The sequence below is a fragment of the Pseudomonas sp. 01L34 genome, from assembly GCF_056400265.1.
Window position 1 is genome coordinate 499,183 of record NZ_JBFTSX010000003.1, and the last position, 25,743, is coordinate 524,925.

The following is a 25,743-nucleotide window of genomic DNA, read 5'->3' on the forward strand; positions in this document are numbered from 1 at the left end:
CGTTCGGCTGCGAAGCAGTCGTGATCCAGCCGATGCGATCTCTATGAAAGAACGCATCGGCCGGATCGGGAGCGCTTTGCACTCTAGCGGGAGCAAGCTCCCTCGCCACAGTTTATTGCCCGACCTTCAAACCCTGATTTCCACTTCCCCTAGATGCCCCCCATACGGCCCGAAACTCCGCTCGACCATATGCCGCATCCCATTCGCCTGAACAATCAACGCCGTGCTCGCCCGCGTCCCATAAGCCTGGCTCTTGATAAACACGCTCGACAACAACGTCTCGGTGGCTTGCCCCACGCCAGTGTCCGGCAGCTCGGCAAGCGGCGCCGTCTGTGGATCGCAGAGCAAGGCCAATAGCGCCTGCGGCTGCGGGTCGTCCAGCACTTCGCTCAAGGCTGCCTTGGCCTTGAGCACTTTTGGCCACGGCGTATCCAGCCCCGCGTTCGATAACCCATAAATCCCTGGTTCGAGCCTGACCGCCGCGGTTTCCCGAGCGTTGAAGTGCCAGAGCTCTTTGGCATTGCCGGCCAGCAGATTGAACCCGGCATATTCAGCCGAACGTGCGATAACGTCGCTTAAATAGTCTTCAATGGGCGTTTCCCCGCTGAGAAACTGCGCCACCAGTTCGCCTCGCGACTTGGCGGCCGGCGGTTGAAGGGGATTACGGATGTTGGTCAGTGCGGCGAAGCGCCCATTGGCGCCGACACCGAGCCACGTACCGCCGGCCTCGAGGTCACGCCCGGCGTAGACATGCGGGGCGTGCGGCCATTGCGCCAGGGGCAGGCTGGGCCGGGCATAGAATTCGTCGCGGTTGGCCGCCACGATCAGCGGCTGGGCATGACCCGGCCGCCAGGCAAAGACAATCAGGCACATAAGGTGGTCCTTGTGTGTTTTTTGCTCACTCTACGCAGACATCGCTCATCGATCCATCGCCATCCGCAGTGGAGCCCGAGGCCATGCATCCGTTACCATGCCGCTCCTGTTTCGGGATGCTTGGGGATGTGGCCATGGAATTTCTGCTCTATCTGGCGCTGGGCGCCTGTGCGGGCGTGCTGGCCGGGCTGTTTGGGGTAGGCGGCGGGATTATCATCGTCCCGGTGCTGGTGTTCAGCTTCACCTTGCAGGGATTTGATCCGTCGATCCTGACGCATCTTGCAGTCGGCACTTCCCTGGCGACGATCATTTTTACGTCGGTCAATGCGGTTCGCGAACATCATCGCCGTGGCGCCGTGCGTTGGCCGATTTTTGCCTGGATGACCCTCGGCATTCTGATCGGTGCCGGTTTCGGCGCGCTGACCGCCGAAGCGATCTCCGGGCCGAATCTGCAGAAGATCATCGGCGTATTCGCGTTGATCATCGCTGTTCAACTCGCCTTGGACTTCAAACCCAAGGCCAGCCGAACGGTGCCCGGTAAAGTCGGTCTGACCGTGGCCGGCAGTGTGATTGGCTGGGCTTCGGCGATTTTCGGGATCGGCGGCGGCTCGCTGACCGTGCCATTCCTGACCTGGCGCAGCGTACCGATGCAGCAAGCGGTGGCCACTTCGTCGGCCTGTGGCTTGCCCATCGCTTTGGCAAGTGCATTAAGTTTCATGATTCTGGGCTGGCACGATCCACTGTTGCCGGCCCATAGTCTCGGTTTTGTTTATTTGCCGGCGCTGTTGGGCATCGCGCTCACCAGCATGGTCTTCGCCCGCCTCGGTGCACGACTGGCCCACAGGCTGTCGCCACGCTTGCTGAAAAGACTGTTTGCCGCTTTGCTGTTTTGCGTCGGCTTGAACTTCCTGCTCTGACACGTAACGCAATCCTGGCTTAATCCTGGCGTGACAGCGTCGCCCGGGAATTTTGAAGGTTTCAACTCTAACGAGGAGTCGCAATGCTGCCTTACCCGCAGATCGACCCGGTGGCCCTGGCCATCGGTCCGCTGAAAATCCACTGGTACGGCCTGATGTATCTGGTCGGCATCGGCGGCGCGTGGCTGCTGGCGTCCCGTCGGCTGAACCGCTTCGACCCGACCTGGACCAAGGAGAAACTCTCCGACATGGTGTTCTGGATGTCGATGGGCGTCATCGTCGGTGGCCGCTTGGGTTATGTGCTGTTTTATGATCTGAGCGCTTACCTGGCCAACCCGATGTTGATCTTCGAAGTGTGGAAGGGCGGCATGTCGTTCCACGGTGGCTTCATCGGTGTGATGCTCGCAGCGTTGTGGTTTGGTAAAAAGAACAACAAGTCGTTCTTCCAGCTGATGGACTTCGTTGCGCCGATGGTGCCGATCGGTCTGGGTGCCGGGCGCATCGGCAACTTCATCAACGCCGAGTTGTGGGGCAAGCCGACCGACGTGCCGTGGGCGATGATCTTCCCGCCGTTCAGCGACCCGGCGCAGTTGCCGCGTCACCCGTCGCAGCTGTACCAGTTTGCGCTGGAAGGTGTGGCGCTGTTCCTGATCCTCTGGCTGTTCTCGCGCAAGCCACGGCCGACCATGGCGGTGTCCGGGATGTTTGCGCTGTTCTATGGCATTTTCCGTTTCATCGTCGAGTTCGTCCGCGTTCCGGATGCGCAACTGGGCTATCTGGCGTGGAATTGGCTGACTATGGGCCAGGTGTTGTGCGTACCGATGATCGTCGGCGGTCTATTCCTGATCTGGCTAGCTTATCGACGCGCCCCGGCGGCCCCCGCAGCGGCTGTATAAGCAGCTGGCGCAAAAAATTCGAACCCCGGGGCGACGGCTCCGGGTTCAAGGACACAGGTAATTCATGAAGCAATATCTCGATCTGGTCGCCCACGTCATCAAGAACGGCACCAAACAGGCCAACCGCACCGGCGTGAACACCATCAGCTTTCCGGGTGCGATGCTGCGCTTCGATTTGCAGGAAGGTTTCCCGGCGATCACCACCCGCAAGATGGCATTCAAGTCGGCCATCGGCGAGATGTGCGGTTTTCTGCGCGGGGTGAACAACGCCGCTGAATTCCGTGCGCTGGGTTGCAAGGTCTGGGACCAGAACGCCAACGAAAACGCCCAGTGGCTGGCCAACCCGTTCCGTCAGGGCGAAGACGACCTCGGCGAGATCTACGGCGTGCAATGGCGCAAATGGCCGGCGTACAAGCAAATCCCGGTCAGCAACCAGGCCGCCATCGAGCAGACCCTGAGCCAGGGTTATCGGCAGATCGCCGAAGGCGAAGAAGACGGCCAGGCTTATGTGGTGCTGTACAAGGCGATCGACCAGATCCGCCAGTGCGTCGACACCATCATCAAGGACCCGGGCAGCCGACGCATCCTGTTCCACGGCTGGAACGTTGCGCAGCTCGATGAGATGGCCCTGCCGCCGTGCCACTTGCTGTACCAATTCCACCCGAATGTCGAGACCAGGGAAATCTCCCTGACCCTCTACATCCGCTCCAACGACCTGGGCCTGGGCACGCCGTTCAACCTCACCGAAGGCGCTGCGCTGCTGAGCCTGATCGGCCGCCTGACCGGTTACACGCCGCGCTGGTTCACCTATTTCATTGGCGATGCCCACGTCTACGAAAACCACCTGGACATGCTCAACGAACAGCTCAAGCGCGAGCCATTCGCTATGCCGAAGCTGAAGATCTCCGATCGCGTGCCGGAGTTCGCCAAGACCGGTGTGTACCAGCCGGAGTGGCTGGAGCTGATCGAGCCAAGTGATTTCTCGCTCGAAGGCTACGAGCACCACGCGCCGATGACGGCGCCGATGGCGGTTTAAGCCTTAACGCCGACCAAATGAGGGAGCGAGCAAGCCTGCTCCCTCATTGTTTTAGTGGTGTTTTTAGTGGCCATGACTTCTCCCGACATGGGAATGTTCAACCTCCGTCGCGACAACCCCGCCACTCACCTCCAGCCGCTGCAAAATCCCGCACTGATCGATATCCGGCCCTTCGCTGCAGCGTTGGCGCAGGTCGAGCAGTTGTGTCTGCAAGGCCAGCAAGCCGTCGATTCGTGCCTTCACATGATGGATATGCTCGTCAATCAACGCGTTGACGTTTTCGCATTGATCCTGCGGGCTGTCGCGCAGGGCCAGCAGGCTGCGGATTTCCTCCAGGGTCATGTCGAGGGTGCGGCAATTGCGGATGAAGGTAAGGCGTTCGGCGTGGGCCTGGGTGTAGACGCGGTAATTGCCGTCGCTGCGGGCCGGTTCCGGCAGCAGGTTTTCGCGCTCGTAGTAGCGGATGGTTTCTACGGCGCAGTCGGTGAGTTTCGCCAGTTCTCCTATTTTCATCGCGTCAATCTCCAAAAGGGTGCTTGACCCTATAGTGGCTACAGGGTCTTTACTTGGCAACAGGCACCTTCATGGACGCGACCAATGAGCGATTCTCTTCACACCCACAAACCCGAGGCTGATCACGATCACGATCACGATCACGATCACGATCACAGCCACAAGCTGCAGCCTGCGTCCCAGCATGCCCATGGTAGCCATGATCATGGCGGCCACGGCGATTCCTGCTGTTCCTCCAAAGCCGCGGCGCCATCGCTGATCAAGTTGAGCGAGACACCGACCGCCGGCGCGCGGCTGAGCAGCTTCCGCATCGAGGCCATGGACTGCCCGACCGAGCAGACGCTGATCCAGAACAAACTCGGCAAGCTTGCGGGCGTGCAGCAACTGGAGTTCAACCTGATCAACCGGGTGTTGGGCGTGACCCATGACCTGCCAGGCACTGCGCCGATCATCGAGGCGATCAAGTCCCTCGGCATGCACGCCGAGCCGCTGGAGCAAGGCGTCGAAGCGCCAATACCTGTGCCAGAGAAAAAACCTTGGTGGCCATTGGCGCTGTCCGGCGTTGGTGCGTTGGCGGCTGAAGTGATCCACTTCACTAACGCGGCGCCCACTTGGGTGGTGGCGGTGATTGCGCTGATCTCAATCCTCAGTGGCGGCCTGGGTACCTATAAAAAGGGCTGGATCGCCCTGAAAAACCTCAACCTGAACATCAACGCGCTGATGAGCATCGCGGTGACCGGTGCGGTCCTGATCGGCCAGTGGCCGGAAGCGGCGATGGTGATGTTCCTGTTCACCGTCGCCGAGTTGATCGAAGCCAGGTCCCTGGACCGGGCGCGCAACGCCATCGGCGGACTGATGCAGATGGCGCCCGAGCAAGCCACGGTGCAGCAAGCCGACGGCAGTTGGGTCGTACAACCAGTGAAAAGCATCGTACTGGGCGCACGGGTGCGGGTGCGTCCCGGTGAGCGGATCGGTCTGGACGGTGAAGTGTTGTCTGGCAGCTCGACCATCAACCAGGCGCCGATCACCGGTGAAAGCCTGCCGGTCGAAAAAACCATCGGCGACAAAGTGTTCGCCGGCACCATCAACCAGTCCGGTTCACTGGAATACACCGTGACCGCAGCGGCCGATCACTCGACCCTCGCGCGGATCATCCACGCCGTCGAACAGGCCCAGGGCGCGCGGGCGCCGACCCAGCGTTTCGTCGACAGCTTTTCGAAAATCTACACACCGGCGGTGTTCATCCTGGCCCTCGCCGTGGCGGTGATCCCGCCGCTGTTCATGGATGCGCTGTGGTTCGACTGGATCTATCGGGCGCTGGTGTTGCTGGTGGTCGCCTGCCCATGCGCCTTGGTGATTTCCACCCCGGTGACCATCGTCAGCGGCCTCGCGGCAGCGGCGCGCAAAGGGATTCTGGTCAAGGGCGGCGTCTACCTGGAGCACGGCTACAAACTCGACTACCTGGCCCTCGACAAGACCGGCACCCTCACGCATGGCAAACCGGTGCAGACCGACTATTTGTCCCTCGACCCGACCGCCGATCAAACAGCCCCGGCCCTTGCGGCGGCGCTGGCTGGTCGCTCGGATCACCCGGTGTCGCTGGCCATCGCCAACGCGGCAGTTGTGGATAACCAGCGCGCGCCGCTGACTGTGGATAACTTCCACGCCCTGGAGGGGCGAGGCGTGCGCGGCGAGATCAATGGTGAGCTCTACCACTTGGGCAATCACCGTCTGGTGGAAGATCTGGGCCTGTGTTCTCCAGCGCTGGAAGAGCAGCTGTTTGCGCTGGAGAAACAGGGCAAGTCGGTGGTGCTGTTGCTCGACAAGTCGGGTCCGCTGGCCTTGTTTGCCGTCGCGGACACTGTGAAAGCGACCAGTCGCGAAGCGATCCAGCAGTTGCATGAACTGGGCATCAAAACCCTGATGCTGACCGGTGACAACGTTCACACCGCCGAGGTCATCGCCGCCCATGTGGGCATCGATCAGGCGCAAGGCGATCTGTTGCCGAGCGAGAAGCTGCAGGCCATCGAAACGCTGTATGCCCAGGGCTATCGCGTGGGGATGGTCGGCGACGGCATCAACGACGCTCCTGCACTGGCGCGGGCCGAGATCGGTTTCGCCATGGCGGCCGCCGGGACCGACACCGCCATCGAAACCGCCGATGTCGCCCTGATGGACGATGATCTGCGCAAGATCCCGGCCTTCATCAGCCTGTCGCGGCAGACCTCCAATATCCTCAAACAGAACATTGCCCTGGCATTGGTCATCAAAGCGATCTTTCTTGGGGTAACCTTCGCCGGGATCGCCACCATGTGGATGGCGGTGTTCGCCGACATGGGCGTGAGCCTGTTGGTGGTGTTCAACGGTTTGCGCCTGTTGCGCAAATAGACGATGAGGGACGGGTGTGCTGAGTGCCGAGCTGAAGGCGTTTTACATGGCGGCCCGGCTGGGCAGCATTACCCTGGCGGCGAAAAAGCTCGGCCTGAGCCAACCGACGGTGACGACCCAGATCCGGCATCTGGAAAGCCAGTATTCGGTTGAGCTGTTCTACCGTGGCGGCCGCCGCCTCAGCGTCAGCGACGAAGGTGCGCGGCTGTTGCCGATGGTCAAGGCACTGCTGCAGCAGGAAGCCGATATCGAGTTCTTCCTGCGTAACAGTGGTCAGGTCCAGGGCACGTTGCGCATCGCCGCCACGGCGCCGTATTACATCCTCGATCTGGTGAAGACCTTTCGCGAGCGCTTGCCGCAGGTGGAGGTGTCGGTGGAAATCGGCAACTCCCAGCAGGTGCTCGAAGCGCTGGAGGATTACCGGGTCGATGTCGCCGCGTCCTCACAGTTGCTCGACGATGCGCGGCTGATCCGCCGGGTGCTCGGCAGTGATCCACTGGTGTTGGCGGTGCATCGCGATCATCCGCTGGCGGTGCATGACCATGTGCCGCTCAGTGCGTTGGCGGGGCATACCTTGTTGATGCGCGAGTCGGGCTCGACCACCCGGCGCTTGACCGAAGAGTTGCTGGCCAGTGCCGGGGTGAGTTTCGGGCCGCTGCTGGAGATTGGCAGCCGCGAGTCGATTCGTGAAGCGGTTTTGCGCAACATCGGCATCAGCATCATTGCCCGGCAGGAAGTGCCACACGACCCGCAATTGCGGGTGCTGACCCTCGAGAATGCGCCGCAGATTCCCGAGTACCTGTACTGCCTCAAGGAGCGAAAAGGCGCCCGGCTGCCGGCGGCGTTTCTCGGATTGGCGCAGGAAATGGCCCCGGCGTAGATCCCTGTGGCGAGGGAGCTTGCTCCCGCTGGACTGCGCAGCAGGCCCATTTTCTGGGGCCGCTTCGCAACCCAGCGGGAGCAAGCTCCCTCGCCACAGGTTATTCACTGTTCGCTCCATCCAACTAAAATCCCCGAATACCACTATCAGCCGTTTTTGCCTCGTTGCCACATGACGGACGCATTGCAAACCTAGGATGGCCCTCATCTGCTTGATGAGGCCTGTCCATGAACCACTCGATCGCAACTGCCCTGACCAACCCCGGCGCGCCGATGAAAGTGCGCGGCGTGCAGAAGCGCTTCGGTGCGTTCACCGCGCTGGATAACGTTTCCCTCGACGTGGCAGCCGGTGAACTGGTGTGTCTGCTGGGGCCGTCGGGTTGCGGCAAGACCACCTTGCTGCGTTGCATCGCCGGCCTTGAGCGCCAGGACAGCGGCGAGTTATACCTCGGTGATCGCGACGTTTCCCACCTGGCGCCTCAGGCCCGGGACTACGGCATTCTCTTCCAGTCCTACGCGCTGTTTCCCAATCTCACCGTCGAAGCGAACATCGCCTACGGCCTCTCTAGCAGCAGTCGCGATGAAGTGCGCCAGCGCGTCGGTCAGATGCTGGAGCTGGTTGGCCTCACCGGCAGCGAGAAAAAATACCCCGGCCAGTTGTCCGGCGGTCAGCAGCAACGCGTAGCGCTGGCCCGGGCTCTGGCGCCGGCCCCTTCCTTGTTGCTGCTGGACGAACCGATGTCGGCGCTCGATGCCCGGGTCCGCGAGCATCTGTGCACCGAGTTGCGCCAATTGCAGCGCAATCTCGGCATCACCACCCTGATGGTCACCCACAATCAGGACGAAGCCATGCTGATGGCCGATCGCATCGCCGTGATGAACAACGGCAGGGTCGAGCAGTACGCCACGCCGCAGGACATCTACGACCGCCCGGCCACGCCGTTTGTGGCGGAGTTCGTCGGTCAGGGCAACTGGCTGCCGTTTCGCCGTAGCAGCGACAGTCATGCCCAGGTCGGCGGGATGCACATACGCTTGGCCGAAGGCAGTGCGAAAACCTCGTCGGGCCGGTTGTTCTGCCGCCCCGAAGCGATCAACGTCAACCCGCTGGTGTACGAAGAAAACCTGTTCCCGGCCAAGGTTCGCGAAATCACTTTCCTCGGCAATCGTTGCCGCATGAGCTTCGAACTCGATCAACTGCCGGGTCATGCATTGCTGGCGGAACTGGCGCCGGAAGCGATGCCGCGTCTCGGTGCGCAGCAGATCATGGTCGCCTTGCCGCCGCGTAGCCTGCAGGTGTTCGCCTGATGAGCGCGAACGTCGCGCTGCCGATACCGCACAAGCAGCTTCGGCAGGCCTCCCGTGCCGAGATCGGCGACCGGCTGTTCGTGGTCGGCGGCAAGCTGCTGTTGTTGGTGTTGCTCTGTGTGGCAGTGTTGATGCCGTTACTGGCGATCTTCTGGCGCGGGTTCAGTTCGCAGGCCGGGCAGGGCGGTGGTCTGGTGGCTGCCGGTGAATTGCTGACCAGCGCGAATTTCCATTGGTTGCTCGGTAACAGCCTGAAGGTTTCCCTCAGCGTGGCGGCGATGGTCGTACCGTTGGCCTACCTGTTTGCCTACGCCCTGCAACGCACGTTGATTCCTGGCAAAGGTATCTGGCGCGGCATGTCGCTGCTGCCGTTGATGGCGCCGTCGATGTTGCCGGGGATTGCGCTGGTTTATCTGTTCGGCAATCAGGGCCTGTTGCGCGGTCTGTTTTCGGACAACATCTACGGCTTCTGGGGCATTGTGCTCGGCGAGGTCATCTACACCTTCCCGCACGCCTTGATGATTTTGCTGTCAGCGCTGTCCCTGGCGGATGCGCGACTGTTCGATGCCGCCTCCAGCATGGGCGCGAGCCCGGCGAAAGCCTTTCGCAGCATCACTTGGCCGGCGACGCGTCAGGCGGTGTTCGCAGCGTTCTGTCTGGTGTTCACCCTGACCATCACCGACTTCGGTGTGCCCGTGGTGGTCGGTGGCGACTATCAGGTATTGGCGCTGGAAGCCTACAAAGCGGTGGTCGGCCAGCAACAATTCGGTCGCGGCGCACTGATCGGCATGGTTCTGCTGCTGCCGGCGCTGTTCAGCTTTGGTGTCGACGCCTGGCTGCGTCGGCGTCATGGCGATTCCATGAGTGGTCGGGCGCAAGTCTTTCAGCCAATGCCGTCGAGGCTGCGCGACGGTTGTTATCTGGCCATCGTGCTGCTGATCTGCGCGGTGTTGCTGCTGGTGTTCGGCATGGCGGTGTACTCGTCGCTGGTGAAATTCTGGCCGTACAACCTGTCGCTGTCGCTCAACCATTACCAGTTCAACGATACCGCGGGCGGCGGCTGGCTGGCCTACGGCAACAGCGTGAAGATGGCGTTGTGCACGGCGTTGATCGGCAGCGTGCTGATCTTCACCGGCGCCTACCTGATGGAGAAAACCCGTGGCCAGCGCGGGCTGAATCTGACACTGCGCATGCTCAGTTTCGTACCGATGGCGGTGCCGGGTCTGGTGCTGGGCCTGGGTTACGTCTTCTTCTTCAACCTCAGCGGCAATCCGCTGCATGTGCTCTACGGCAGCATGACGCTGCTGGTGGTTTGCACCATTGCTCACTATTTGACCACTGCGCAAATGACCGCGACCACCGCGCTGCGCCAGCTCGACGCCGAGTTCGAAGCCGCCGCGCTGTCGCTCAAGGCGCCGCTGTATCGGCATTACCTGCGAGTCACCGTGCCGATCTGCCTGCCGGCGTTGCTGGACATCGTGCGCTACCTGTTCGTCTCGGCCATGACCACCGTTTCGGCGGCAATCTTCCTCTACAGCCCTGACACCATCCTCGCGGCGGTGGCGGTGCTGAACATGGACGACGCCGGCAACGTCGGCGGTGCGGCGGCGATGTCGACCCTGATTCTGTTCACCTCGGCGGGCGTGTCCCTGCTGCTGGCCTGGGCCTCGCGCGGTTTATTGCGCCGCTCCCAGGCCTGGCGGCAGACCGCGCCCGGTCTTTGATTCACATCTTCAACTCACACAGGAATTGCACCATGTTCAAGCCCTTGGCCCTGGCCGCTGCTGTCCTCACCGCTTTCAGCCTGAACGCCTTCGCTGCGAAAACCGAGTTGACGGTGTACACCGCCCTCGAAGCCGAACAACTGAAGACCTACAAAGAAGCCTTCGAGAAGGCCAACCCGGACGTCGAGATCAAGTGGGTGCGCGATTCCACCGGCATCATCACCGCCAAGCTGCTGGCCGAAAAAGCTCGCCCGCAAGCCGACGCGGTGTGGGGTCTGGCGGCATCGAGCCTGGCGATCCTCGATCAGCAAGGCATGCTGCAAAGCTACGCGCCGAAGGACCTGGGCAAGATCGGCGGTAACTACCGTGATGTTGCCAACCCACCGGCCTGGGTCGGCATGGACGTGTGGGCGGCGACCATTTGCTTCAACACCGTCGAAGCCGAAAAGCAGGGCCTGAGCAAACCCGTGAGCTGGCAGGACCTGACCAAGCCTGAGTACAAAGGCAAGATCGTCATGCCTAACCCCGCGTCGTCGGGAACCGGTTTCCTCGACGTCAGCGCCTGGCTGCAAACCTTCGGCGAGAAGCAGGGCTGGCAGTACATGGATGATCTGCACCAGAACATCGGCCAGTACGTTCACTCCGGTTCCAAGCCGTGCAAGCTCGCCGCTGCCGGTGAATTCCCGATCGGTATTTCCTTCGAATACCCGGCTGTTCAGCTGAAACGCCAGGGCGCGCCGCTGGACATCATCCTGCCGAAAGAAGGCTTGGGCTGGGAGATCGAAGCGACTGCCGTGATCAAAGGCACCGCGCATGAAGAAGCAGCGAAGAAACTGGCCGACTTCTCTGCAAGCCCGGCGGCGATGGAGCTTTATAAAGAGAACTTCGCGGTGCTCGCACAACCGGGTATCGCCAAGCCACAGACCGAATTGCCGGCGGACTATGAGCAGCGCCTGATCAAGAACGACTTTGCCTGGGCCTCGAAGAATCGCGACGAGATCCTGACTGAATGGCGCAAGCGCTATGACGGCAAGTCCGAGAAAGTGGCTGCCAAGTAACTGACTCACACCTTGTGGCGAGGGAGCTTGCTCCCGTTGGACTGCGCAGCAGGCCCCTTCTTTTCAGATAGAGAGGGGGGGGGCCGCTACGCGCCCCAGCGGGAGCAAGCTCCCTCGCCACAAAAAGCGGGATTATCTTCATGACACACCACAGCGACATGCTGATCGTCGGCGCCGGCATTCTCGGCCTGTCCCACGCCTATGCCGCCGCCAGGCGCGGCCTCAAGGTCAAAGTCTTCGAACGCAGCGCCACACCATTGGGCGCATCTGTACGCAACTTCGGCCAGGCACTGGTCACCGGCCAACCGCCGGGACCAATGCTGGAACTGGCCAAGGCCAGCCGCGACATCTGGGGCCAATGGGCAGAACTTGCCGGCCTGCCCCTCAAGCGCAACGGCTCGTACCTGTTCGCGCGTACCGAAGCGGAAGAACACCTGCTGGAAGCCTTCTGCGCCGGGCGTGCCGTGGAGCACGGTTACCGTGTCGAGCTGTTGCGCGGCAACCCATTGCGGGATTTATACGGCGGTCAATTCAGCCATCACCGCGCCGCGTTGCACGGCATGGAAGATCAACAGCTGTATTCCCGCGAGGCGATGCCGGCATTGATCGACTACCTGCGCCGTGAGTGGGGTGTCGAGTTTCACTTCTCCACCCTGGTGCGCGACATCGAGCCGGGCCGCTTGCACAGCACAGCTGGCACCTTCAGCGCCGAGCAGATCATCGTTTGCTCCGGCCACGATTATCAAACTTTGCTGGCCGAGCCGATTGCCGAACTCAACCCGCAAGTCTGCCGTCTGCAAATGCTCCGTGCCCGGCCGCAGATCAACCTCAACCTGCAACACGTACTGCTCACCGGTCTGAGTTGCGTGCACTACGGCGCCTTCGCCGATCTGCCGGAAGCCGCGGCGGTACAGGCGCAGATTTTGCGCGACACACCTCATCTGTATGAAAACGGCATTCACCTGCTGATCAGCCCGACACCGTACGGTGAGTTGATCATCGGCGACTCTCACCATTACGGCAGCGATCCGTCACCGTTCAATGCCGAACAAGTGGACGACTGGATGCTCGAACTGGCCGAGCAGACGTTGGGCTGCAAAGTGCAAGTGGTCGAGCGCTGGCAGGGTGTTTACGGTTCACGCGGCCCCGGCCCGTTTTCTTTTCTGCGTCCGATGCCGGGTGTGAGCGTGGCGCTGATGCACTCCGGTGTCGGCATGAGCGTCGGGCCGGCGTTGGCGGAACGTAATGTCGCCAGCTTATTGGGAGACAGTTGATGGACCACCATCAGCAAGTGATCGCCGAGGTGTTCGGTCTGTACGAACGGTTTGGCGATAACGACTACATCGGTGAACCGGTGTCGCAGATCGAGCACATGTCGCAAGCGGCCGAACTGGCGATGGCCGAGGGTTTCGATGATGAAGTGGTGCTGGCGGCGTTCTTTCACGACATCGGGCATCTCTGTGCCGAGGGGGCCGAGAGCATGGGTGGCTTCGGGGTGGTCAGCCATGAGCGTTTGGGCGCTGATTATTTGCGTCGGGCCGGTTTCAGCGAACGCATGGCGCGGCTGGTGGAATATCACGTGCAGGCCAAGCGTTATCTGACGCTCAGAGAGCCTGGGTACTACGAGCGTTTGAGTGAAGCCAGTCGGCGGACGCTGGAGTATCAGGGCGGGGTGATGAGCGCTGAAGAGGCTGAGGCTTTTGAGCGCGATCCATTGTGCGATGTCAGTCTGCGGATGCGTCAGTGGGATGAGCGCGCCAAGGACATGGACGTGCCGGTGATGGACCTCGACATCTTGAAACGCAAGGCTGCGGGCCTGTTGTCCGGCGTTCTGCGCTGAGTTGTCTGACACACGATAGGGAATCGGTTTATGGATCAACGCGCGTCGAAGCATCAATCTGGCCTTTTCGCAAAGGAGCGCACGGATGCATTTTCTGAAAGTGATTGCACAAGATCGAGGCGGGAAGGGCTCGGCAGATACCGTCGTTTTCCAGTTCTTTGAAGGTGAACAGTTGCAGCGCGAGGCGACGGACGCGGATCGTCAACAGCTCAAGTCGTTTGGCAAAACGTACTTGAAATGCGCCTGGTATAACGCGGATGAAGCTGAGGAGCGGCACTTGCGCATCTTCTCGCAGAATCCATCCGCTGACGGTACGCCTGAGACGGTACGACTGCATTTTCATGACGGACCGAGGATTGCCTACAAGGCTGCGGTCCGCGATCTGGATAACGATGGGGTTTTTGAGTGGGTGTTGAGCTCGGATGTGGACAATGACGGGCGAGCGAACAGGACCGATCGTAGCCGTGTGAAGGCATTGGCCAAAGAGTTTCTGAAACTGGATTGGCGCTGACGATCTTTGGTTAGAGCTGCTGCGCCAACACCTCAACCTGCTCCTGCCGCTCCGCCTGATTCACCTTCGAATGAGGATTGAGCGACGACCACAGCGGATGTGCCCGCGCCTTGTTCAGCGCTTCCGGCAGTTTGCCTTCGCGCCAGGTTTTGTCCTGTGGTGTGGCGACCTGAATGCTGTCCAGCGCCGCGTGCCCGCGCTGGTTCAGGGCTTGCAACAGTTGTCGCTGACGCAGGGCCAACAACCGCAGCACGCTGTCGTCGACAGTCAGTTCTCGCTGGCCCTTGATCTTGCCCAGCAGGCGGCTGCCGTAACTGCGGGCGGTTTGCAGGGCGCCGCCGGCAATCGCTCCGGCCAGTGCCGCCGCGCCGAGGGTCAGGCCGCCCACCAGCAAATCGACGCCGGCCCCGGCCGCCGCGCCAGCCGCGATGCCACCGCCGACCCGTACACCGAGCTGCTTCAGGGTTTCCGGGTTGAACAGGTCATCGCCCCAGCGGCCATCGAGCAGCGGCAGGTCACTGGCCGCCGCGTCCTGTGGGCGGAAGGCGTAGAGCTTGAGCAAGGCTTCGACGCAACGTTGTTCACGCTGACGCACCGCTTTGCGCAGTTCGCTGATCGCTTGCTGTTCCTGCTCCGCCTCGCTGGCGACACTGCGGCGGCAGGCGGCGCAATCGATCAATAAATCGGCAATCAACTGCGCTGCACTCTGCTGACGGGCCAGGCGTTGGGCCTGCTGATCGGCGATCAGGCGTTCCAGTTGTTCGCGGGAGTTTTCCAGCAGCAGCGCGAGGCTTTCATACAGTCGGCGTTCGCCATCTTCCGGCGGCGCGACGCTGTCGAACCGCACCAAGGCATGCAAGCCCAACCGCGCCAGGGCTTCACGCCAATCCGGTTCGCGCTGCTGGGCGCTGCTGACAAAGTTCAGCACCGGCAGCAGCGGTTTGCCGCAACTGGCCAGCACTTGCAGTTCGTCGCGGTACTTGGCCAGCACTGGCTCCCGAGCGTCGATCACATAGAGGCCGGCGTCGGAGGCGAGCAATTGTCGCAACACCTTGGCTTCCTGTTCGAAGCGCTGCCGGGCTTCGCTGCCCTCAAGGAAGCGCGCCAGCCGCGCCGGGCCGTCGAGGCGTTCGCCGGGCCGTTCCAGGCGCTCGAGGTAGTCGAGCAGGGCGATGGCGTCTTCCAGGCCCGGCGTGTCGAACAGATCGAGCAGAGGCTCGCCGTCCACCGACAATCGCGCGCCCTCGACGTGGCGCGTGGTGCTGGGGCGATGGGACACTTCGCCGAAGCCGACATCCCGCGTCAGCGTGCGCAGCAACGAGGTTTTGCCGACGTTGGTGTGGCCGACCACGGCGAGCTTCAAGGGCTGTTTCCAGGTATCAGTCATGACCCGTCTCCAGCCAGTTCAATGGCGCGCAATCGGCGAATGGCAAGTCCAGTTGTTGCAGCGCAACGTGCCAGTCGCCCAGGCGTTCGGCATCCAGCGCTTCGCCGGGCGGCGCTTGCAGCAGCCACACGCGGGTAGCCGTAGCACTGCGAGCCAGTTCGGCAATCAGTGCCAGGCTGCCACGGTCCGGCGAACGCCGTGGATCGCAGGCGATGGCCAGGCGGGCCGGGGGAAAGCGACTCAGTTGTTCAAGCAGTTTGTGCCGGGATTCGCGGCTGTCGAGGATGCCGGCGTCGTTGACGCTTTTCGGCAGCTGCGGTGGCCAGGGGCGTTGATCGTCCAGCTCGATGGCCACCAACAGTGCGCCATCGCTTTGCAGATCGCTGGCCGCGTTTTCAACCCGGTGAAGTTGCTCAGGCGCGGCATCGCTAATACCCAGGCGTTCGCTGGTGGGCATCAGCCGTTCGCGCAGTTGGGCGTAGCCGGGCAGGTTCAAGTCCAGATGCAAGGCTGCCTGGCCGGTTTTCCAGCGCCACCGGCAGAACAATGCGAGCAGCAAACGCGGTAACACGCCGTACACCAGCAGCACGCCCACCAGCCACGCCGCCCAGGTCTGGCGGGCGCTTTCGATGTTCAGCGCGGCATCGCCGCTGGCGCGGATCATCTCCACGCTGGGCACACTGAAACCGAGCAAGGCCGGCAGGGCGCCGAGGGCCTGGGTCATGGCGACGAAGGTGTCGGCGCCGAGAATGGTGGTCTCCCAGACGAAGCCATAGCGCCGGGTCGCCATCAGCGTCAGCAGCATCACCAAGGCACTGAGCATCGCCAACAACCACAAGCCGTTGACCAGCACACCCAGCGCCCACCGATTGAGTTTCTGCCGTTGCAGTAACAGCAGCAGGGCTGGCGCCAGTTGCGCGGCGTTGGCATCGCGGGCGAGTTTTTCACTGAGCCACAACCACAAGCGTCCGAGGGCGGCGCTCTGTTCGCCGGCGAACACCAGGCCCAGGGCCCAGCTCAATAGCAGAATCAGGTTCAGCCCCAGCAGGCTGCCCAAGGCCCAGAACACATTGACCGGGGACTGGCCGTCGCCCAGCGCGGCAAACGCCAGGCCGGCGCCACTGATCACGGCCAGCACGGCGAGCACGATCAACGCCAGTCGCGCGCCTTGCAGCCAGTGTTTGAGGGCGCGGGTCTGCCCGTCGCGCTCGGCCAGCCACCGGGCGCGGCATTGAATACGCGTCGGCAGGTCGCCGCCGGCGCTACGGGCGACTCGGTTGGCTTCCAGATCATCCAGGGGGCCGGCGTGTTCTTCACGCAGGCGTATGGTTTCGCTCAGCCAGAGGTTTTGCAGGGGAGTCAGTTCAGTCACGCGGCATCCCGTCGCTTCATTGAGCGATGAGCATAACCGCTGTGACGCTTATCGGGGTAAGGGAGGCTCTGGTATCCTCGCCGGCATGACTAAATCACTCCCCCTCAGCCTGATCGCAGCCCTCGGTGAAAACCGTGTGATCGGCGTCGACAACAGCATGCCCTGGCACTTGCCGGGGGACTTCAAATACTTCAAGGCCACCACCCTCGGCAAGCCGATCATCATGGGGCGCAAGACCTGGGATTCCCTCGGTCGTCCGCTGCCGGGCCGGTTGAACATCGTGGTCAGTCGCCAGGTGGATTTGCAGCTGGAAGGCGCGGAGGTTTATCCGTCACTGGAGGCGGCCGTGGTTCGCGCCGAGGAATGGGCGCTGGAGCAGGGTGCCAATGAGTTGATGTTAATTGGTGGTGCGCAGTTGTATGCGCAAGGTCTGGAGCAGGCCGATCGGCTATACCTGACGCGCGTGGCGCTGAGCCCGGAAGGGGATGCGTGGTTTCCGGAGTTTGATGTGAACCAGTGGAAGCTGGTGTCGAATGTTCCGAATCCGGCAGAAGGCGACAAACCGGCGTATAGCTTTGAGGTTTGGGAGAAGGCCTGAGCGCATCGCGGGCAAGCCCGCGATAGCGATCCATCAGGCGCCAATCAAGCCTGAGCCAACGCCCCATGCTCATCTGCGTCCAACAGCGCTTTATCCGTCTGCTGCATGATCTGGCTGGTGATCGCCCCAGCGGTGATCGAGCCACTGACGTTCAACGCCGTGCGACCCATGTCGATCAGCGGTTCAACGGAAATCAGCAACGCCACCAGTGACACCGGCAAACCCATGGCCGGCAACACGATCAGCGCGGCGAAGGTTGCACCGCCACCAACCCCGGCCACCCCGGCCGAACTCAGCGTCACAATCGCCACCAACGTCGCGATCCACAAAGGGTCCAGCGGGTTGATGCCCACGGTTGGCGCAACCATCACCGCCAGCATTGCCGGGTACAGACCGGCACAGCCGTTCTGGCCAATGGTCGCGCCAAACGAGGCAGCGAAACTGGCGATGGACTGTGGAATACCCAAACGGCTGGTCTGGGCTTCGATGCTCAGCGGAATGGTGGCGGCGCTGGAGCGGCTGGTGAAGGCGAACGTCAGCACTGGCCAGATCTTGCGGAAGAAGCGCAACGGGTTGATCCCGGCGGCCGACACCAGCACGCCATGGATCACAAACATCAGGCCCAGGCCGATGTACGACACCACCACGAAACTGCCGAGCTTGATGATGTCTTGCAGGTTGGAGCCGGCGACCACTTTGGTCATCAGCGCCAACACGCCGTATGGGGTCAGCTTCATCACCAGGCGCACCAGACGCATCACCCAGGCTTGCAGGGTGTCGATGGCGTTGATCACTTTCTGACCTTTCTCGACATCATCCTTGAGCAGTTGCAGCGCCGCGACCCCAAGGAATGCGGCGAAGATCACCACACTGATGATCGACGTCGGTTTGGCGCGAGCGAGGTCGGCGAACGGGTTCTGCGGGATGAACGACAACAACAGTTGCGGCACATTCAGGTCGGCGACCTTGCCCGCATAGTCGGTCTGGATGGTTTGCAGACGAGCCATTTCCTGGGTGCCGGCGACCAGACCTTCGGCGGTGAGGCCGAACAGGTTGGTCAGGCCGATACCGATCAGCGCCGCGATGGCGGTGGTGAACAGCAGCGTGCCGATGGTCAGGAAGCTGATCTTGCCCAGCGACGAAGCGTTGTGCAGACGGGCCACGGCACTGAGGATCGAGGCGAACACCAGCGGGATCACGATCATCTGCAGCAACTGTACGTAACCGTTGCCCACCAGATCGAACCAACCGATCGAAGCTTTCAACACCGGGTTGCCCGCACCATAAATCGTGTGCAGGGCGATACCGAATACCACGCCCAGCACCAGAGCCAGCAGCACCTTTTTCGCCAGGCTCCAGGTGGTGTGACGGGTTTGCGCCAGGCCAAAGAGCAAGGCGAGGAACACCAGCAGATTGAGAATCAGCGGCAGATTCATAGAGGCTCCATAGACTTGTGCCAGCCACCTTCGTGTGTGACTGCGAACCGGTGAGCCTAACAGCTTGATATGTAATGATTTAATATCAAAAACAGCGGTCAACTGTCGTTTTTGGAATAAGCCAATGCCGCTATAAGGAATGCCGCTGACGGAATCAGGATGCAAGCGGTCGCGGGCAGGCGAGGACTGTCACACTTATTTGTTAGCGTCGATTTCTTTGAACCGGGGAGAAACGCCGATGAAGCTTGCACCGAAATTTCTTGCTGCTGCACTTGGATTGGGTTTGAGTCTTGGCCTTGCCGGCCAGGCGTTCGCTACCGACCTGAAGCACTGGCCAGCGGATCAGGCCAAGGCGCTGGACGCGATGATCGCGGCCAATGCCAACAAGGGTAACTTCGCGGTGTTCGACATGGACAACACCAGTTACCGCTACGACCTCGAAGAGTCATTGTTGCCGTTCATGGAAAACAAGGGCCTGATCACCCGCGAGAGCCTCGACCCCTCGCTGAAACTGATCCCGTTCAAAGACACCGCCGACCACAAGGAGAGCCTGTTCAGCTACTACTATCGTCTCTGCGAAATCGACGACATGGTCTGCTATCCATGGGTCGCCCAAGTGTTTTCCGGCTTCACGCTTCAAGAGCTCAAGGGCTACGTCGATGAGCTGATGGCGTCTGGCAAACCGGTGCCGAGCACTTATTACGACGGCGATGTGGTCAAGACCATCGACGTCCAGCCGCCGAAAGTCTTCACCGGCCAGGCCGAGCTCTACAACAAGCTGATGGAAAATGGCATTGAGGTCTACGTGATGACCGCTGCCTCCGAAGAATTGGTGCGCATGGTCGCTGCCGATCCGAAGTACGGCTACAACGTCAAACCGCAGAACGTGATCGGTGTGACCACGATGCTCAAGGACCGCAAGACTGGTGAACTGACCACGGCGCGTAAGCAGATCACTGCGGGCAAGTATGACGAGAAGGCCAACCTTGGCCTCGAGTTGACCCCGTACCTGTGGACTCCGGCAACCTGGATGGCCGGCAAGCAAGCGGCGATCCTGACCTACATCGATGAATGGAAAAAACCGGTCCTGGTGGGTGGTGATACGCCGAGCAGCGACGGTTACATGCTGTTCCACAGCGTCGACGTGTCCAAGGGCGGCATCCATTTGTGGGTCAACCGCAAAGACAAGTACATGACCCAGATTAACGGCATGATGGCCAAGCACGCAGCGGCCCAGGCGAAAGAAGGGTTGGCGGTGACGGCGGACAAGAACTGGGTGATCGTCAAACCGGAAGAGATTCAATAAGCGCTGTGATCTCGTTCCCACGCTCTGCGTGGGAACGATCAAAAAAATGCCCCGCACTTGGCGGGGCATTTTTTTGTTCGACGGTTAAGTATTACAGCCCGTCGAGCATCGCTTTGTTACGCACGGCACCCTTGTCGGCGCTGGTCGCCAACAGGGCATAGGCTTTCAGAGCGGTGGTCACTTTACGTGGACGCTTTTCCACCGGCTTCCAGCCTTTCTTGTCCTGCTCGACCCGGCGCGCGGCCAGTTCTTCGTCGCTGACCAACAGGTTGATCGAGCGGTTCGGAATGTCGATCAGGACCTTGTCGCCGTCCTGCACCAGACCGATCGCGCCACCGGCAGCGGCTTCTGGCGAAGCGTGGCCGATGGACAGGCCCGAAGTGCCGCCGGAGAAACGGCCGTCGGTCAGCAGGGCGCAGGCTTTGCCCAGGCCTTTGGATTTCAGGTAAGAGGTCGGGTAGAGCATTTCCTGCATGCCCGGGCCGCCTTTCGGGCCTTCGTAACGAATGATCACGATGTCGCCAGCCTTCACTTCGTCGGCGAGGATGCCGCGTACGGCGCTGTCCTGGCTTTCGAAGATCTTCGCGTTGCCTTCGAAGACGTGGATCGACTCGTCGACACCGGCGGTTTTCACCACGCAACCGTCCAGCGCGATGTTGCCGTACAGAACGGCCAGGCCGCCTTCTTTCGAGTAAGCGTGTTCGACACTGCGGATGCAGCCGTTTTCACGGTCGTCGTCCAGGGTTTCCCAGCGGGTCGACTGGCTGAACGCGGTTTGCGTCGGGATGCCCGCCGGGCCAGCCTTGAAGAAGTGATGCACCGCTTCGTCGTTGGTCTGGGTGATGTCCCACTTGGCGATGCCTTCGGCCATGGTCTTGCTGTGTACGGTCGGCAGGTCGGTGTGCAACAAGCCGCCACGGGCCAGGGAGCCGAGGATGCTGAAGATCCCGCCGGCACGGTGCACGTCTTCCATGTGGTATTTCTGGATGTTCGGCGCGACCTTGCACAGTTGCGGTACATGGCGGGAGAGGCGGTCGATGTCGCGCAGGTCGAAATCGATCTCGGCTTCTTGGGCCGCGGCCAGCAAGTGCAGGATGGTGTTGGTGGAACCGCCCATGGCGATGTCCAGGGTCATGGCGTTTTCGAACGCCTTGAAGTTGGCGATGTTGCGCGGCAACACCGACTCGTCGTTCTCGCCGTAGTAACGCTTGCACAGCTCGACGATGGTGCGGCCGGCTTGCAGGAACAGCTGTTCGCGGTCGCTGTGGGTGGCCAGGGTCGAACCGTTGCCCGGCAATGCGAGACCCAGGGCTTCGGTCAGGCAGTTCATCGAGTTGGCGGTGAACATGCCGGAGCAGGAGCCACAAGTAGGGCAGGCGCTACGCTCGTACTCGGCGACCTTCTCGTCAGAGGCGCTGGAGTCGGCGGCGATCACCATGGCGTCGACCAGGTCGAGACCGTGGCTGGCCAGTTTGGTCTTGCCGGCTTCCATCGGGCCGCCGGACACGAAGATTACCGGGATGTTCAGGCGCAAGGCGGCCATCAGCATGCCAGGGGTGATCTTGTCGCAGTTGGAAATGCAGACAATGGCGTCGGCGCAGTGGGCGTTGACCATGTATTCGACGGAGTCGGCGATGATCTCGCGGCTCGGCAGCGAATAGAGCATGCCGTCGTGGCCCATGGCAATGCCGTCATCCACGGCGATGGTGTTGAATTCTTTGGCTACACCGCCGGCCCGTTCGATTTCACGTGCGACCAGTTGACCCAGATCCTTCAGGTGCACATGGCCCGGTACGAATTGGGTAAAGGAGTTGGCAATAGCGATGATCGGCTTCTTGAAGTCGTCATCTTTCATCCCCGTGGCGCGCCACAGTGCGCGAGCACCGGCCATGTTGCGACCGTGGGTGGATGTTTTCGAGCGGTAATCAGGCATGGAGCACTCCGGGCGGCAAATCAGGTATCAAAAGGGAAGTGAGCTTCTATTGACGTCTGGAACACTCAGAAATGGCCGTGTGTCCGGAAGTTGCCGATAACTTTGCGGGATCGCCGCGCGCTTCAGCTTGAGCTCATAAACCCGCCGGGGGATGACTGGCGATGAATCTCGCGATTCTACACCGCTGGCGTCAGGAGGGAATGCCGGAAAACGTTGATCAAGTGCTGACGGGGCGTGTGGGATGACGACTGGCAGGATTATTCGACGCTTGGGCTGGCTCCCGGGCTCTTGGCTCGGCTATGGATACGACTGTTGAGTACCAGCGCCACGCTGCTCAGGATGATAAAGCTGTATCCCAGCGTGGATTGCAGGTTGGCCGGGCTCAGGCTGATGAGCGCACTGATCAACCCGCCACAGATGAAAATCACCGTACTGCCGGCCGACGCCGAAGTTCCCGCATTTTCAGGGAACAGGCTCATGGCTTTGGACGTGGCGGCCGGTCGGGCGATGGTAGTGCCGGCAGTACAGATGAGCATCGGTACCAGGACGGTAAACGGGGATAGCGTAAAGTGGCTTGAGAGGTAAAGCATGATCAGGCCGGACAGCAGGATCAGGCATAGCCCGCTGATGACTTGATGACCGGGACTGATACGTTTACCCAGCAGCGTCGCAACCGTGCCGCCGACAATGTAGGCGCCGCCATAGACCAGCAGAATCAGCGAGAAGTCATAGGCCGACAGCTGGAGTTGATCCATGAAAATCAGCGGCGAAATCACTATGAAGGAAAAATGGCAGGCGAAAGCAAAGGCGGAAATCAGCCAGTAGGACAGAAAGTCGACATCGCACAAGACCCGGCGGTAGGGCTGGAAGATATTCGATAGCGCCCCGGTTGCCGCAGGCCGAGTGCTTTCGAGAAAAAAACAGGCCTTGAGCAGTACTATTCCAGCCAGTGCGATAAACACCACAAAGCTGCCCTGCCAGCCCAGCGTGGCTTGCAGGAACGTGCCGGCCAACGGTGAGACCGAGATGAAAACGCCGGTGGCAGTCACCATCAGGATCCGCAACCGGTCACGCTCCTCGCCCTCGAACAGGTCCTGGATCAATGCTTGTGACAGCACGAAACACCCGCAGCCGAGTGCCTGAATCACACGGAACAACAGGAAGTGAACATAGTCCGTGGTCAGCATGCAGCCCACTGCACCCAGCATCGAGATGGTTATTCCAGCGAGCAACAGTCCTTTGCGCCCGATCACATCCGACAGCGGCCCGATCAGCAGTTGAGAGGCCGCTATGCCGACGGCAAACAGACTGATCGACAGCGTAATATCGGCGGGCGTACTGCGAAAGTGTTCGGCGAGCGCCGGGAAAGAGGGTAGCAGGACATCCAGCGGGAACACGCCAAGCAGCACCATGGCCAACAACAGGCTGACCGCCCCCCGACGTTGTTTGACGGTCGCCGCGGATTGTCCTTCACCCATCGATAAGCCCTGCCTTCATGAACAGTTGCTGGTTGGAGGGCAGGTCGAAGAAACCAGCCTTTTTTAACGCCTGAAGTGTTGCGCCAGCACCGGATCGCGCCCGTTGATGGGTGGCTTGGGGGCTGGTCAGTCCGCCAAGAATTTCCGTGATGGAGGTCTCGCCAAGACCCGCGCTGAGCAGGCTTTCGCGCATCCATCGCTCATCGGCTTCGAAGAACATCCGGATGATGTCCAGCAGCGCTTTGGCGACAAACGTGCGTTGAGGGCTGTTCAGCGTCAGCCACAGGTAATGGAACACTTCAGAGAAATAGCGACTATGGCGCGCCTCGTCCGCCAGATGATCCCTGAGCATTGCCTGGACGCTGGAAACCAGGTCGTTACGGCAGACATCGAGCAGTTCCTTGGCAATGATCGTCTCCGACACGAACCCGACGAGGAACCAGGCCAGCGCCCTGTATCTTTCCGGGGCGCCGTCAAGCAGGGCGTTCAATCGCATGATGCGGTGGGGCATGACCGGACGTCGGCTGATCCCGTAGAAACTGGCTACTTGCTCGGCAAGGCTGTTGGAAAACAGGGCGTGATAACCCTCGTCGGTATAAAGCTGAAGCGCGGCGGTCTTCATTCGTGCGGGAATGTGGACGTTCAGTTCATCATGGATGATGGTTTCCACGGAGCGGTTGACGATGCGGTGCTCAAGCAAGGTGGTGTAGTCGAGGAAGTACACCAGATGACTGGCCGACAACCGATGGATGACGGTTTGACCTGCCGCCTGGATGGCCGGGTGAGTCAGGTAAGCCAGGAAGCCTGGAGGAAACCAGTGGCGCGTTTCCAGTTGCTGTTCCAGGTCTGGTGGTAATAGATAGTCGTGTTCGCTGGTGCGCACTGACGCACGGGTATTCCAGTCGCCCAGGGTGTAACGATGAGCCCAGGACACGGGCTGCTCCAACGGGGCAATGATGGGAGTGGTCATTGTTGCGGCTCCCGACTGCTCAGAAGATCTTTCAATTCCTTGCACATCACTTGTCCGTCGCTGTAGCCACAGCCGACAAAAAACAAAGGTTGTTCCGCGCTGTTCTCGATCCCCAGCAAGACCTCGACCTGATCATCGGCCAGCGCCCCCGTCAGCCAGGTGTTCAACCCCAGTGCAGTGGCCACCAGTTGGAATGTTTGCGAGATATGCCCTGCTTCCACGAAGGCCATTCGGTAGGCTCGCGAGTGTTCATATTTCCACCACAGCTTGTCGAACCGACTGGTGATGAACAGGCCCACGGGCAGGTTGTTGATGAAGTGCTGTCCACACAGCAACTGCCCCAGTGGTGAGTCAGGTGTCGGGTTGACGAAACTCAAGGCGTGGTCGGTGGGGTGATAGGCGTAGAGCCCGGGTTTCAGGCCGCTGACGTTGTGTACATGAAGAAAGCCTTCGCAGGCATTCAGCCCGCCACCGGATGGGCTGCTGCGCCGGGCATCGAGACCTTCGACAAGGGTTTCGTCGACATCGTTTTCGCGCTCATGCAAGTAGCCAAGGGACAGGTAAAGCAGCGTGCCGATAGCTTCCAGTGAAACTGCTGCGTCCGTGAAGGTGCGGCAGGTTTTTCGGCCGATCAGGACGTTGGCAAGAGACCCTTCCGGCAGGCAGGAAGGCTTTGGCAGGCCAATCAGCTCCCGCGCCTGGCGTTCTGTGGGCCGGTTGCTCGGCGCAGGAGCGGCCAGCACTTCGGTGCAGTGGTCCAGGTAGTGTCTGGACCATTCATGAATATCCTGAGGGACATGTTCGCAGGGGATGTTTTTGGTACCGATATGGAATATCTTCGACAGTTCATCCCAGCCCCATTCAACAGTACCTTGTATTGATGTTGTCAGTATTCCTGCGTTCAGGAGTTGAGTGTCAACTATGTTGCTGTCGTTATAAAGTTCGGGGTTGTTGATTAGTTGCGTAAGTCTGCTTGAGTACTCAAGGCTTAGTTCAAATTGTTTGTGATTTTTGTAATCCCAGACTATTTGGCCGGGAGTGCGAGGAAGTATGAATAAATATGGGTTTATCTGCATGGTGGGGCGGTTCGCTCTGGACGGGTGCCATAGAACACGCTGGGTAGCCGGCACTCCCCAGCGTCTCATTTACTTAGCGGGCTTTTGGTGCAACCAGAAAAGCCAGGTTGGCGATTTTGTTAGCTTCCAGAGTAATTGCTTTCATGTTGTTGACTCCTTGTCATTTGATAGTGAGTGTCACTTCGAGGTGACAACTCAATCATAGGCTTTAATAGGCTCTTATCAAGGGGGGATTAAGTAGGAATAT

At 60.7% G+C, this 25,743-nt stretch carries 22 protein-coding genes; 13 read left to right on the top strand and 9 right to left on the bottom strand.

The window, feature by feature from the left end; translation table 11 throughout:
* Window positions 1–126 precede the first annotated feature (126 nt).
* A complete protein-coding gene (locus tag AC1DQM_RS10865; protein ID WP_477746156.1) occupies window positions 127–873 on the bottom strand; it encodes an NRDE family protein in 747 nt (248 codons plus the stop codon).
* A 134-nt stretch (window positions 874–1,007) separates the two neighbouring features.
* Between AC1DQM_RS10865 and AC1DQM_RS10870 the strand changes: the two genes are divergently transcribed.
* The 3 genes from AC1DQM_RS10870 (at window position 1,008) to AC1DQM_RS10880 (ending at window position 3,722) form a co-directional block, all read left to right on the top strand.
* The gene (locus tag AC1DQM_RS10870; protein WP_105340765.1) at window positions 1,008–1,790 is read left to right on the top strand and encodes a sulfite exporter TauE/SafE family protein; all 783 of its coding nucleotides are present in this window, start codon (window positions 1,008–1,010) and stop codon (window positions 1,788–1,790) included.
* Between the two features lie 83 nt (window positions 1,791–1,873).
* Window positions 1,874–2,686 carry a prolipoprotein diacylglyceryl transferase gene (gene lgt, locus AC1DQM_RS10875; RefSeq protein WP_064621002.1) on the top strand — a complete coding sequence of 271 codons (813 nt, stop codon included), beginning with the start codon at window positions 1,874–1,876 and terminating at the stop codon, window positions 2,684–2,686.
* Window positions 2,687–2,750: 64 nt separating this feature from the next.
* Entirely contained in the window at window positions 2,751–3,722 is a 972-nt protein-coding gene (locus AC1DQM_RS10880) for a thymidylate synthase (protein WP_064621000.1), read from the top strand.
* A 63-nt stretch (window positions 3,723–3,785) separates the two neighbouring features.
* On the opposite strand, the gene cadR is transcribed toward AC1DQM_RS10880, so the two are convergent.
* A complete protein-coding gene (gene cadR, locus AC1DQM_RS10885) occupies window positions 3,786–4,235 on the bottom strand; it encodes a Cd(II)/Pb(II)-responsive transcriptional regulator (RefSeq protein WP_007897786.1) in 450 nt (149 codons plus the stop codon).
* A gap of 84 nt (window positions 4,236–4,319) precedes the next feature.
* Between cadR and AC1DQM_RS10890 the strand changes: the two genes are divergently transcribed.
* The 8 genes from AC1DQM_RS10890 to AC1DQM_RS10925 all read left to right on the top strand — a co-directional run bounded on the left by AC1DQM_RS10890 (window position 4,320) and on the right by AC1DQM_RS10925 (window position 13,940).
* Entirely contained in the window at window positions 4,320–6,623 is a 2,304-nt protein-coding gene (locus AC1DQM_RS10890) for a heavy metal translocating P-type ATPase (RefSeq protein ID WP_477746157.1), read from the top strand.
* A 16-nt stretch (window positions 6,624–6,639) separates the two neighbouring features.
* Window positions 6,640–7,503, top strand: coding sequence for a LysR family transcriptional regulator (locus tag AC1DQM_RS10895; RefSeq protein WP_477746158.1), 864 nt, complete (start codon window positions 6,640–6,642; stop codon window positions 7,501–7,503).
* Between the two features lie 227 nt (window positions 7,504–7,730).
* The gene (locus AC1DQM_RS10900) at window positions 7,731–8,807 is read left to right on the top strand and encodes a putative 2-aminoethylphosphonate ABC transporter ATP-binding protein (protein WP_477746159.1); all 1,077 of its coding nucleotides are present in this window, start codon (window positions 7,731–7,733) and stop codon (window positions 8,805–8,807) included.
* Window positions 8,807–10,531, top strand: a complete 1,725-nt coding sequence (locus AC1DQM_RS10905; protein ID WP_018928664.1) for a putative 2-aminoethylphosphonate ABC transporter permease subunit — start codon at window positions 8,807–8,809, stop codon at window positions 10,529–10,531. The genes AC1DQM_RS10900 and AC1DQM_RS10905 overlap by 1 nt, the downstream gene beginning before the upstream one ends.
* Before the next feature lie 32 nt (window positions 10,532–10,563).
* Complete coding sequence (locus AC1DQM_RS10910) at window positions 10,564–11,589, top strand: putative 2-aminoethylphosphonate ABC transporter substrate-binding protein (protein WP_086944388.1); 1,026 nt, start codon at window positions 10,564–10,566, stop codon at window positions 11,587–11,589.
* A 140-nt stretch (window positions 11,590–11,729) separates the two neighbouring features.
* Complete coding sequence (locus tag AC1DQM_RS10915) at window positions 11,730–12,863, top strand: TIGR03364 family FAD-dependent oxidoreductase (RefSeq protein ID WP_477746160.1); 1,134 nt, start codon at window positions 11,730–11,732, stop codon at window positions 12,861–12,863.
* Entirely contained in the window at window positions 12,863–13,429 is a 567-nt protein-coding gene (locus tag AC1DQM_RS10920; protein WP_477746161.1) for a phosphonate degradation HD-domain oxygenase, read from the top strand. Before AC1DQM_RS10915 ends, AC1DQM_RS10920 begins: the two co-directional genes overlap by 1 nt.
* An 85-nt stretch (window positions 13,430–13,514) precedes the next feature.
* The gene (locus AC1DQM_RS10925; RefSeq protein WP_477746162.1) at window positions 13,515–13,940 is read left to right on the top strand and encodes a hypothetical protein; all 426 of its coding nucleotides are present in this window, start codon (window positions 13,515–13,517) and stop codon (window positions 13,938–13,940) included.
* Window positions 13,941–13,950: 10 nt separating this feature from the next.
* Here AC1DQM_RS10925 and AC1DQM_RS10930 read toward each other — a convergent pair whose 3' ends face one another.
* Both AC1DQM_RS10930 and AC1DQM_RS10935 read right to left on the bottom strand, forming a co-directional pair.
* Window positions 13,951–15,327 carry a GTPase/DUF3482 domain-containing protein gene (locus tag AC1DQM_RS10930; RefSeq protein WP_477746163.1) on the bottom strand — a complete coding sequence of 459 codons (1,377 nt, stop codon included), beginning with the start codon at window positions 15,325–15,327 and terminating at the stop codon, window positions 13,951–13,953.
* On the bottom strand, window positions 15,320–16,699 hold the full coding sequence (locus tag AC1DQM_RS10935) for a DUF2868 domain-containing protein (RefSeq protein ID WP_477746164.1): 1,380 nt from the start codon (window positions 16,697–16,699) through the stop codon (window positions 15,320–15,322). Before AC1DQM_RS10935 ends, AC1DQM_RS10930 begins: the two co-directional genes overlap by 8 nt.
* An 85-nt stretch (window positions 16,700–16,784) precedes the next feature.
* Here AC1DQM_RS10935 and AC1DQM_RS10940 point away from each other — a divergent pair, with 85 nt between their 5' ends.
* Window positions 16,785–17,297, top strand: a complete 513-nt coding sequence (locus AC1DQM_RS10940) for a dihydrofolate reductase (RefSeq protein ID WP_064620984.1) — start codon at window positions 16,785–16,787, stop codon at window positions 17,295–17,297.
* 44 nt (window positions 17,298–17,341) lie between these two features.
* Here the strand turns inward: AC1DQM_RS10940 and AC1DQM_RS10945 are convergent, their stop codons facing one another.
* A complete protein-coding gene (locus AC1DQM_RS10945; RefSeq protein WP_192350804.1) occupies window positions 17,342–18,733 on the bottom strand; it encodes an L-cystine transporter in 1,392 nt (463 codons plus the stop codon).
* Between the two features lie 238 nt (window positions 18,734–18,971).
* On the opposite strand from AC1DQM_RS10945, the gene AC1DQM_RS10950 reads away from it, so the two are divergent.
* The gene (locus tag AC1DQM_RS10950; RefSeq protein WP_018928673.1) at window positions 18,972–20,039 is read left to right on the top strand and encodes an HAD family hydrolase; all 1,068 of its coding nucleotides are present in this window, start codon (window positions 18,972–18,974) and stop codon (window positions 20,037–20,039) included.
* Between the two features lie 91 nt (window positions 20,040–20,130).
* Here the strand turns inward: AC1DQM_RS10950 and ilvD are convergent, their stop codons facing one another.
* The 4 genes from ilvD to AC1DQM_RS10970 form a co-directional block, all read right to left on the bottom strand.
* Window positions 20,131–21,972 (bottom strand): dihydroxy-acid dehydratase, encoded by a 1,842-nt coding sequence (gene ilvD / locus AC1DQM_RS10955; protein WP_018928674.1) that lies wholly within the window; start codon window positions 21,970–21,972, stop codon window positions 20,131–20,133.
* Between the two features lie 257 nt (window positions 21,973–22,229).
* Window positions 22,230–23,450: a multidrug effflux MFS transporter gene (locus AC1DQM_RS10960; RefSeq protein ID WP_477746165.1), complete on the bottom strand. Its 1,221-nt coding sequence runs from the start codon at window positions 23,448–23,450 to the stop codon at window positions 22,230–22,232.
* Window positions 23,443–24,420 (bottom strand): diiron oxygenase, encoded by a 978-nt coding sequence (locus tag AC1DQM_RS10965; protein WP_086944396.1) that lies wholly within the window; start codon window positions 24,418–24,420, stop codon window positions 23,443–23,445. Before AC1DQM_RS10965 ends, AC1DQM_RS10960 begins: the two co-directional genes overlap by 8 nt.
* A complete protein-coding gene (locus AC1DQM_RS10970) occupies window positions 24,417–25,496 on the bottom strand; it encodes a SagB family peptide dehydrogenase (RefSeq protein WP_026331822.1) in 1,080 nt (359 codons plus the stop codon). The genes AC1DQM_RS10965 and AC1DQM_RS10970 overlap by 4 nt, the downstream gene beginning before the upstream one ends.
* Window positions 25,497–25,743 lie beyond the last annotated feature (247 nt).

Coding starts and splice junctions, on each gene's coding strand:
- AC1DQM_RS10905 (WP_018928664.1), top strand. CDS start 8,807: ATGAGCGCGAACGTCGCGCTGCCGATACCGCACAAGCAGCTTCGGCAG.
- AC1DQM_RS10890 (WP_477746157.1), top strand. CDS start 4,320: ATGAGCGATTCTCTTCACACCCACAAACCCGAGGCTGATCACGATCAC.
- AC1DQM_RS10920 (WP_477746161.1), top strand. CDS start 12,863: ATGGACCACCATCAGCAAGTGATCGCCGAGGTGTTCGGTCTGTACGAA.
- AC1DQM_RS10940 (WP_064620984.1), top strand. CDS start 16,785: ATGACTAAATCACTCCCCCTCAGCCTGATCGCAGCCCTCGGTGAAAAC.
- AC1DQM_RS10930 (WP_477746163.1), bottom strand. CDS start 15,327: ATGACTGATACCTGGAAACAGCCCTTGAAGCTCGCCGTGGTCGGCCAC.
- AC1DQM_RS10925 (WP_477746162.1), top strand. CDS start 13,515: ATGCATTTTCTGAAAGTGATTGCACAAGATCGAGGCGGGAAGGGCTCG.
- AC1DQM_RS10880 (WP_064621000.1), top strand. CDS start 2,751: ATGAAGCAATATCTCGATCTGGTCGCCCACGTCATCAAGAACGGCACC.
- AC1DQM_RS10900 (WP_477746159.1), top strand. CDS start 7,731: ATGAACCACTCGATCGCAACTGCCCTGACCAACCCCGGCGCGCCGATG.
- AC1DQM_RS10950 (WP_018928673.1), top strand. CDS start 18,972: ATGAAGCTTGCACCGAAATTTCTTGCTGCTGCACTTGGATTGGGTTTG.
- AC1DQM_RS10960 (WP_477746165.1), bottom strand. CDS start 23,450: ATGGGTGAAGGACAATCCGCGGCGACCGTCAAACAACGTCGGGGGGCG.
- ilvD (WP_018928674.1), bottom strand. CDS start 21,972: ATGCCTGATTACCGCTCGAAAACATCCACCCACGGTCGCAACATGGCC.
- lgt (WP_064621002.1), top strand. CDS start 1,874: ATGCTGCCTTACCCGCAGATCGACCCGGTGGCCCTGGCCATCGGTCCG.
- AC1DQM_RS10915 (WP_477746160.1), top strand. CDS start 11,730: ATGACACACCACAGCGACATGCTGATCGTCGGCGCCGGCATTCTCGGC.
- AC1DQM_RS10945 (WP_192350804.1), bottom strand. CDS start 18,733: ATGAATCTGCCGCTGATTCTCAATCTGCTGGTGTTCCTCGCCTTGCTC.
- AC1DQM_RS10970 (WP_026331822.1), bottom strand. CDS start 25,496: ATGCAGATAAACCCATATTTATTCATACTTCCTCGCACTCCCGGCCAA.
- AC1DQM_RS10910 (WP_086944388.1), top strand. CDS start 10,564: ATGTTCAAGCCCTTGGCCCTGGCCGCTGCTGTCCTCACCGCTTTCAGC.
- cadR (WP_007897786.1), bottom strand. CDS start 4,235: ATGAAAATAGGAGAACTGGCGAAACTCACCGACTGCGCCGTAGAAACC.
- AC1DQM_RS10870 (WP_105340765.1), top strand. CDS start 1,008: ATGGAATTTCTGCTCTATCTGGCGCTGGGCGCCTGTGCGGGCGTGCTG.
- AC1DQM_RS10965 (WP_086944396.1), bottom strand. CDS start 24,420: ATGACCACTCCCATCATTGCCCCGTTGGAGCAGCCCGTGTCCTGGGCT.
- AC1DQM_RS10865 (WP_477746156.1), bottom strand. CDS start 873: ATGTGCCTGATTGTCTTTGCCTGGCGGCCGGGTCATGCCCAGCCGCTG.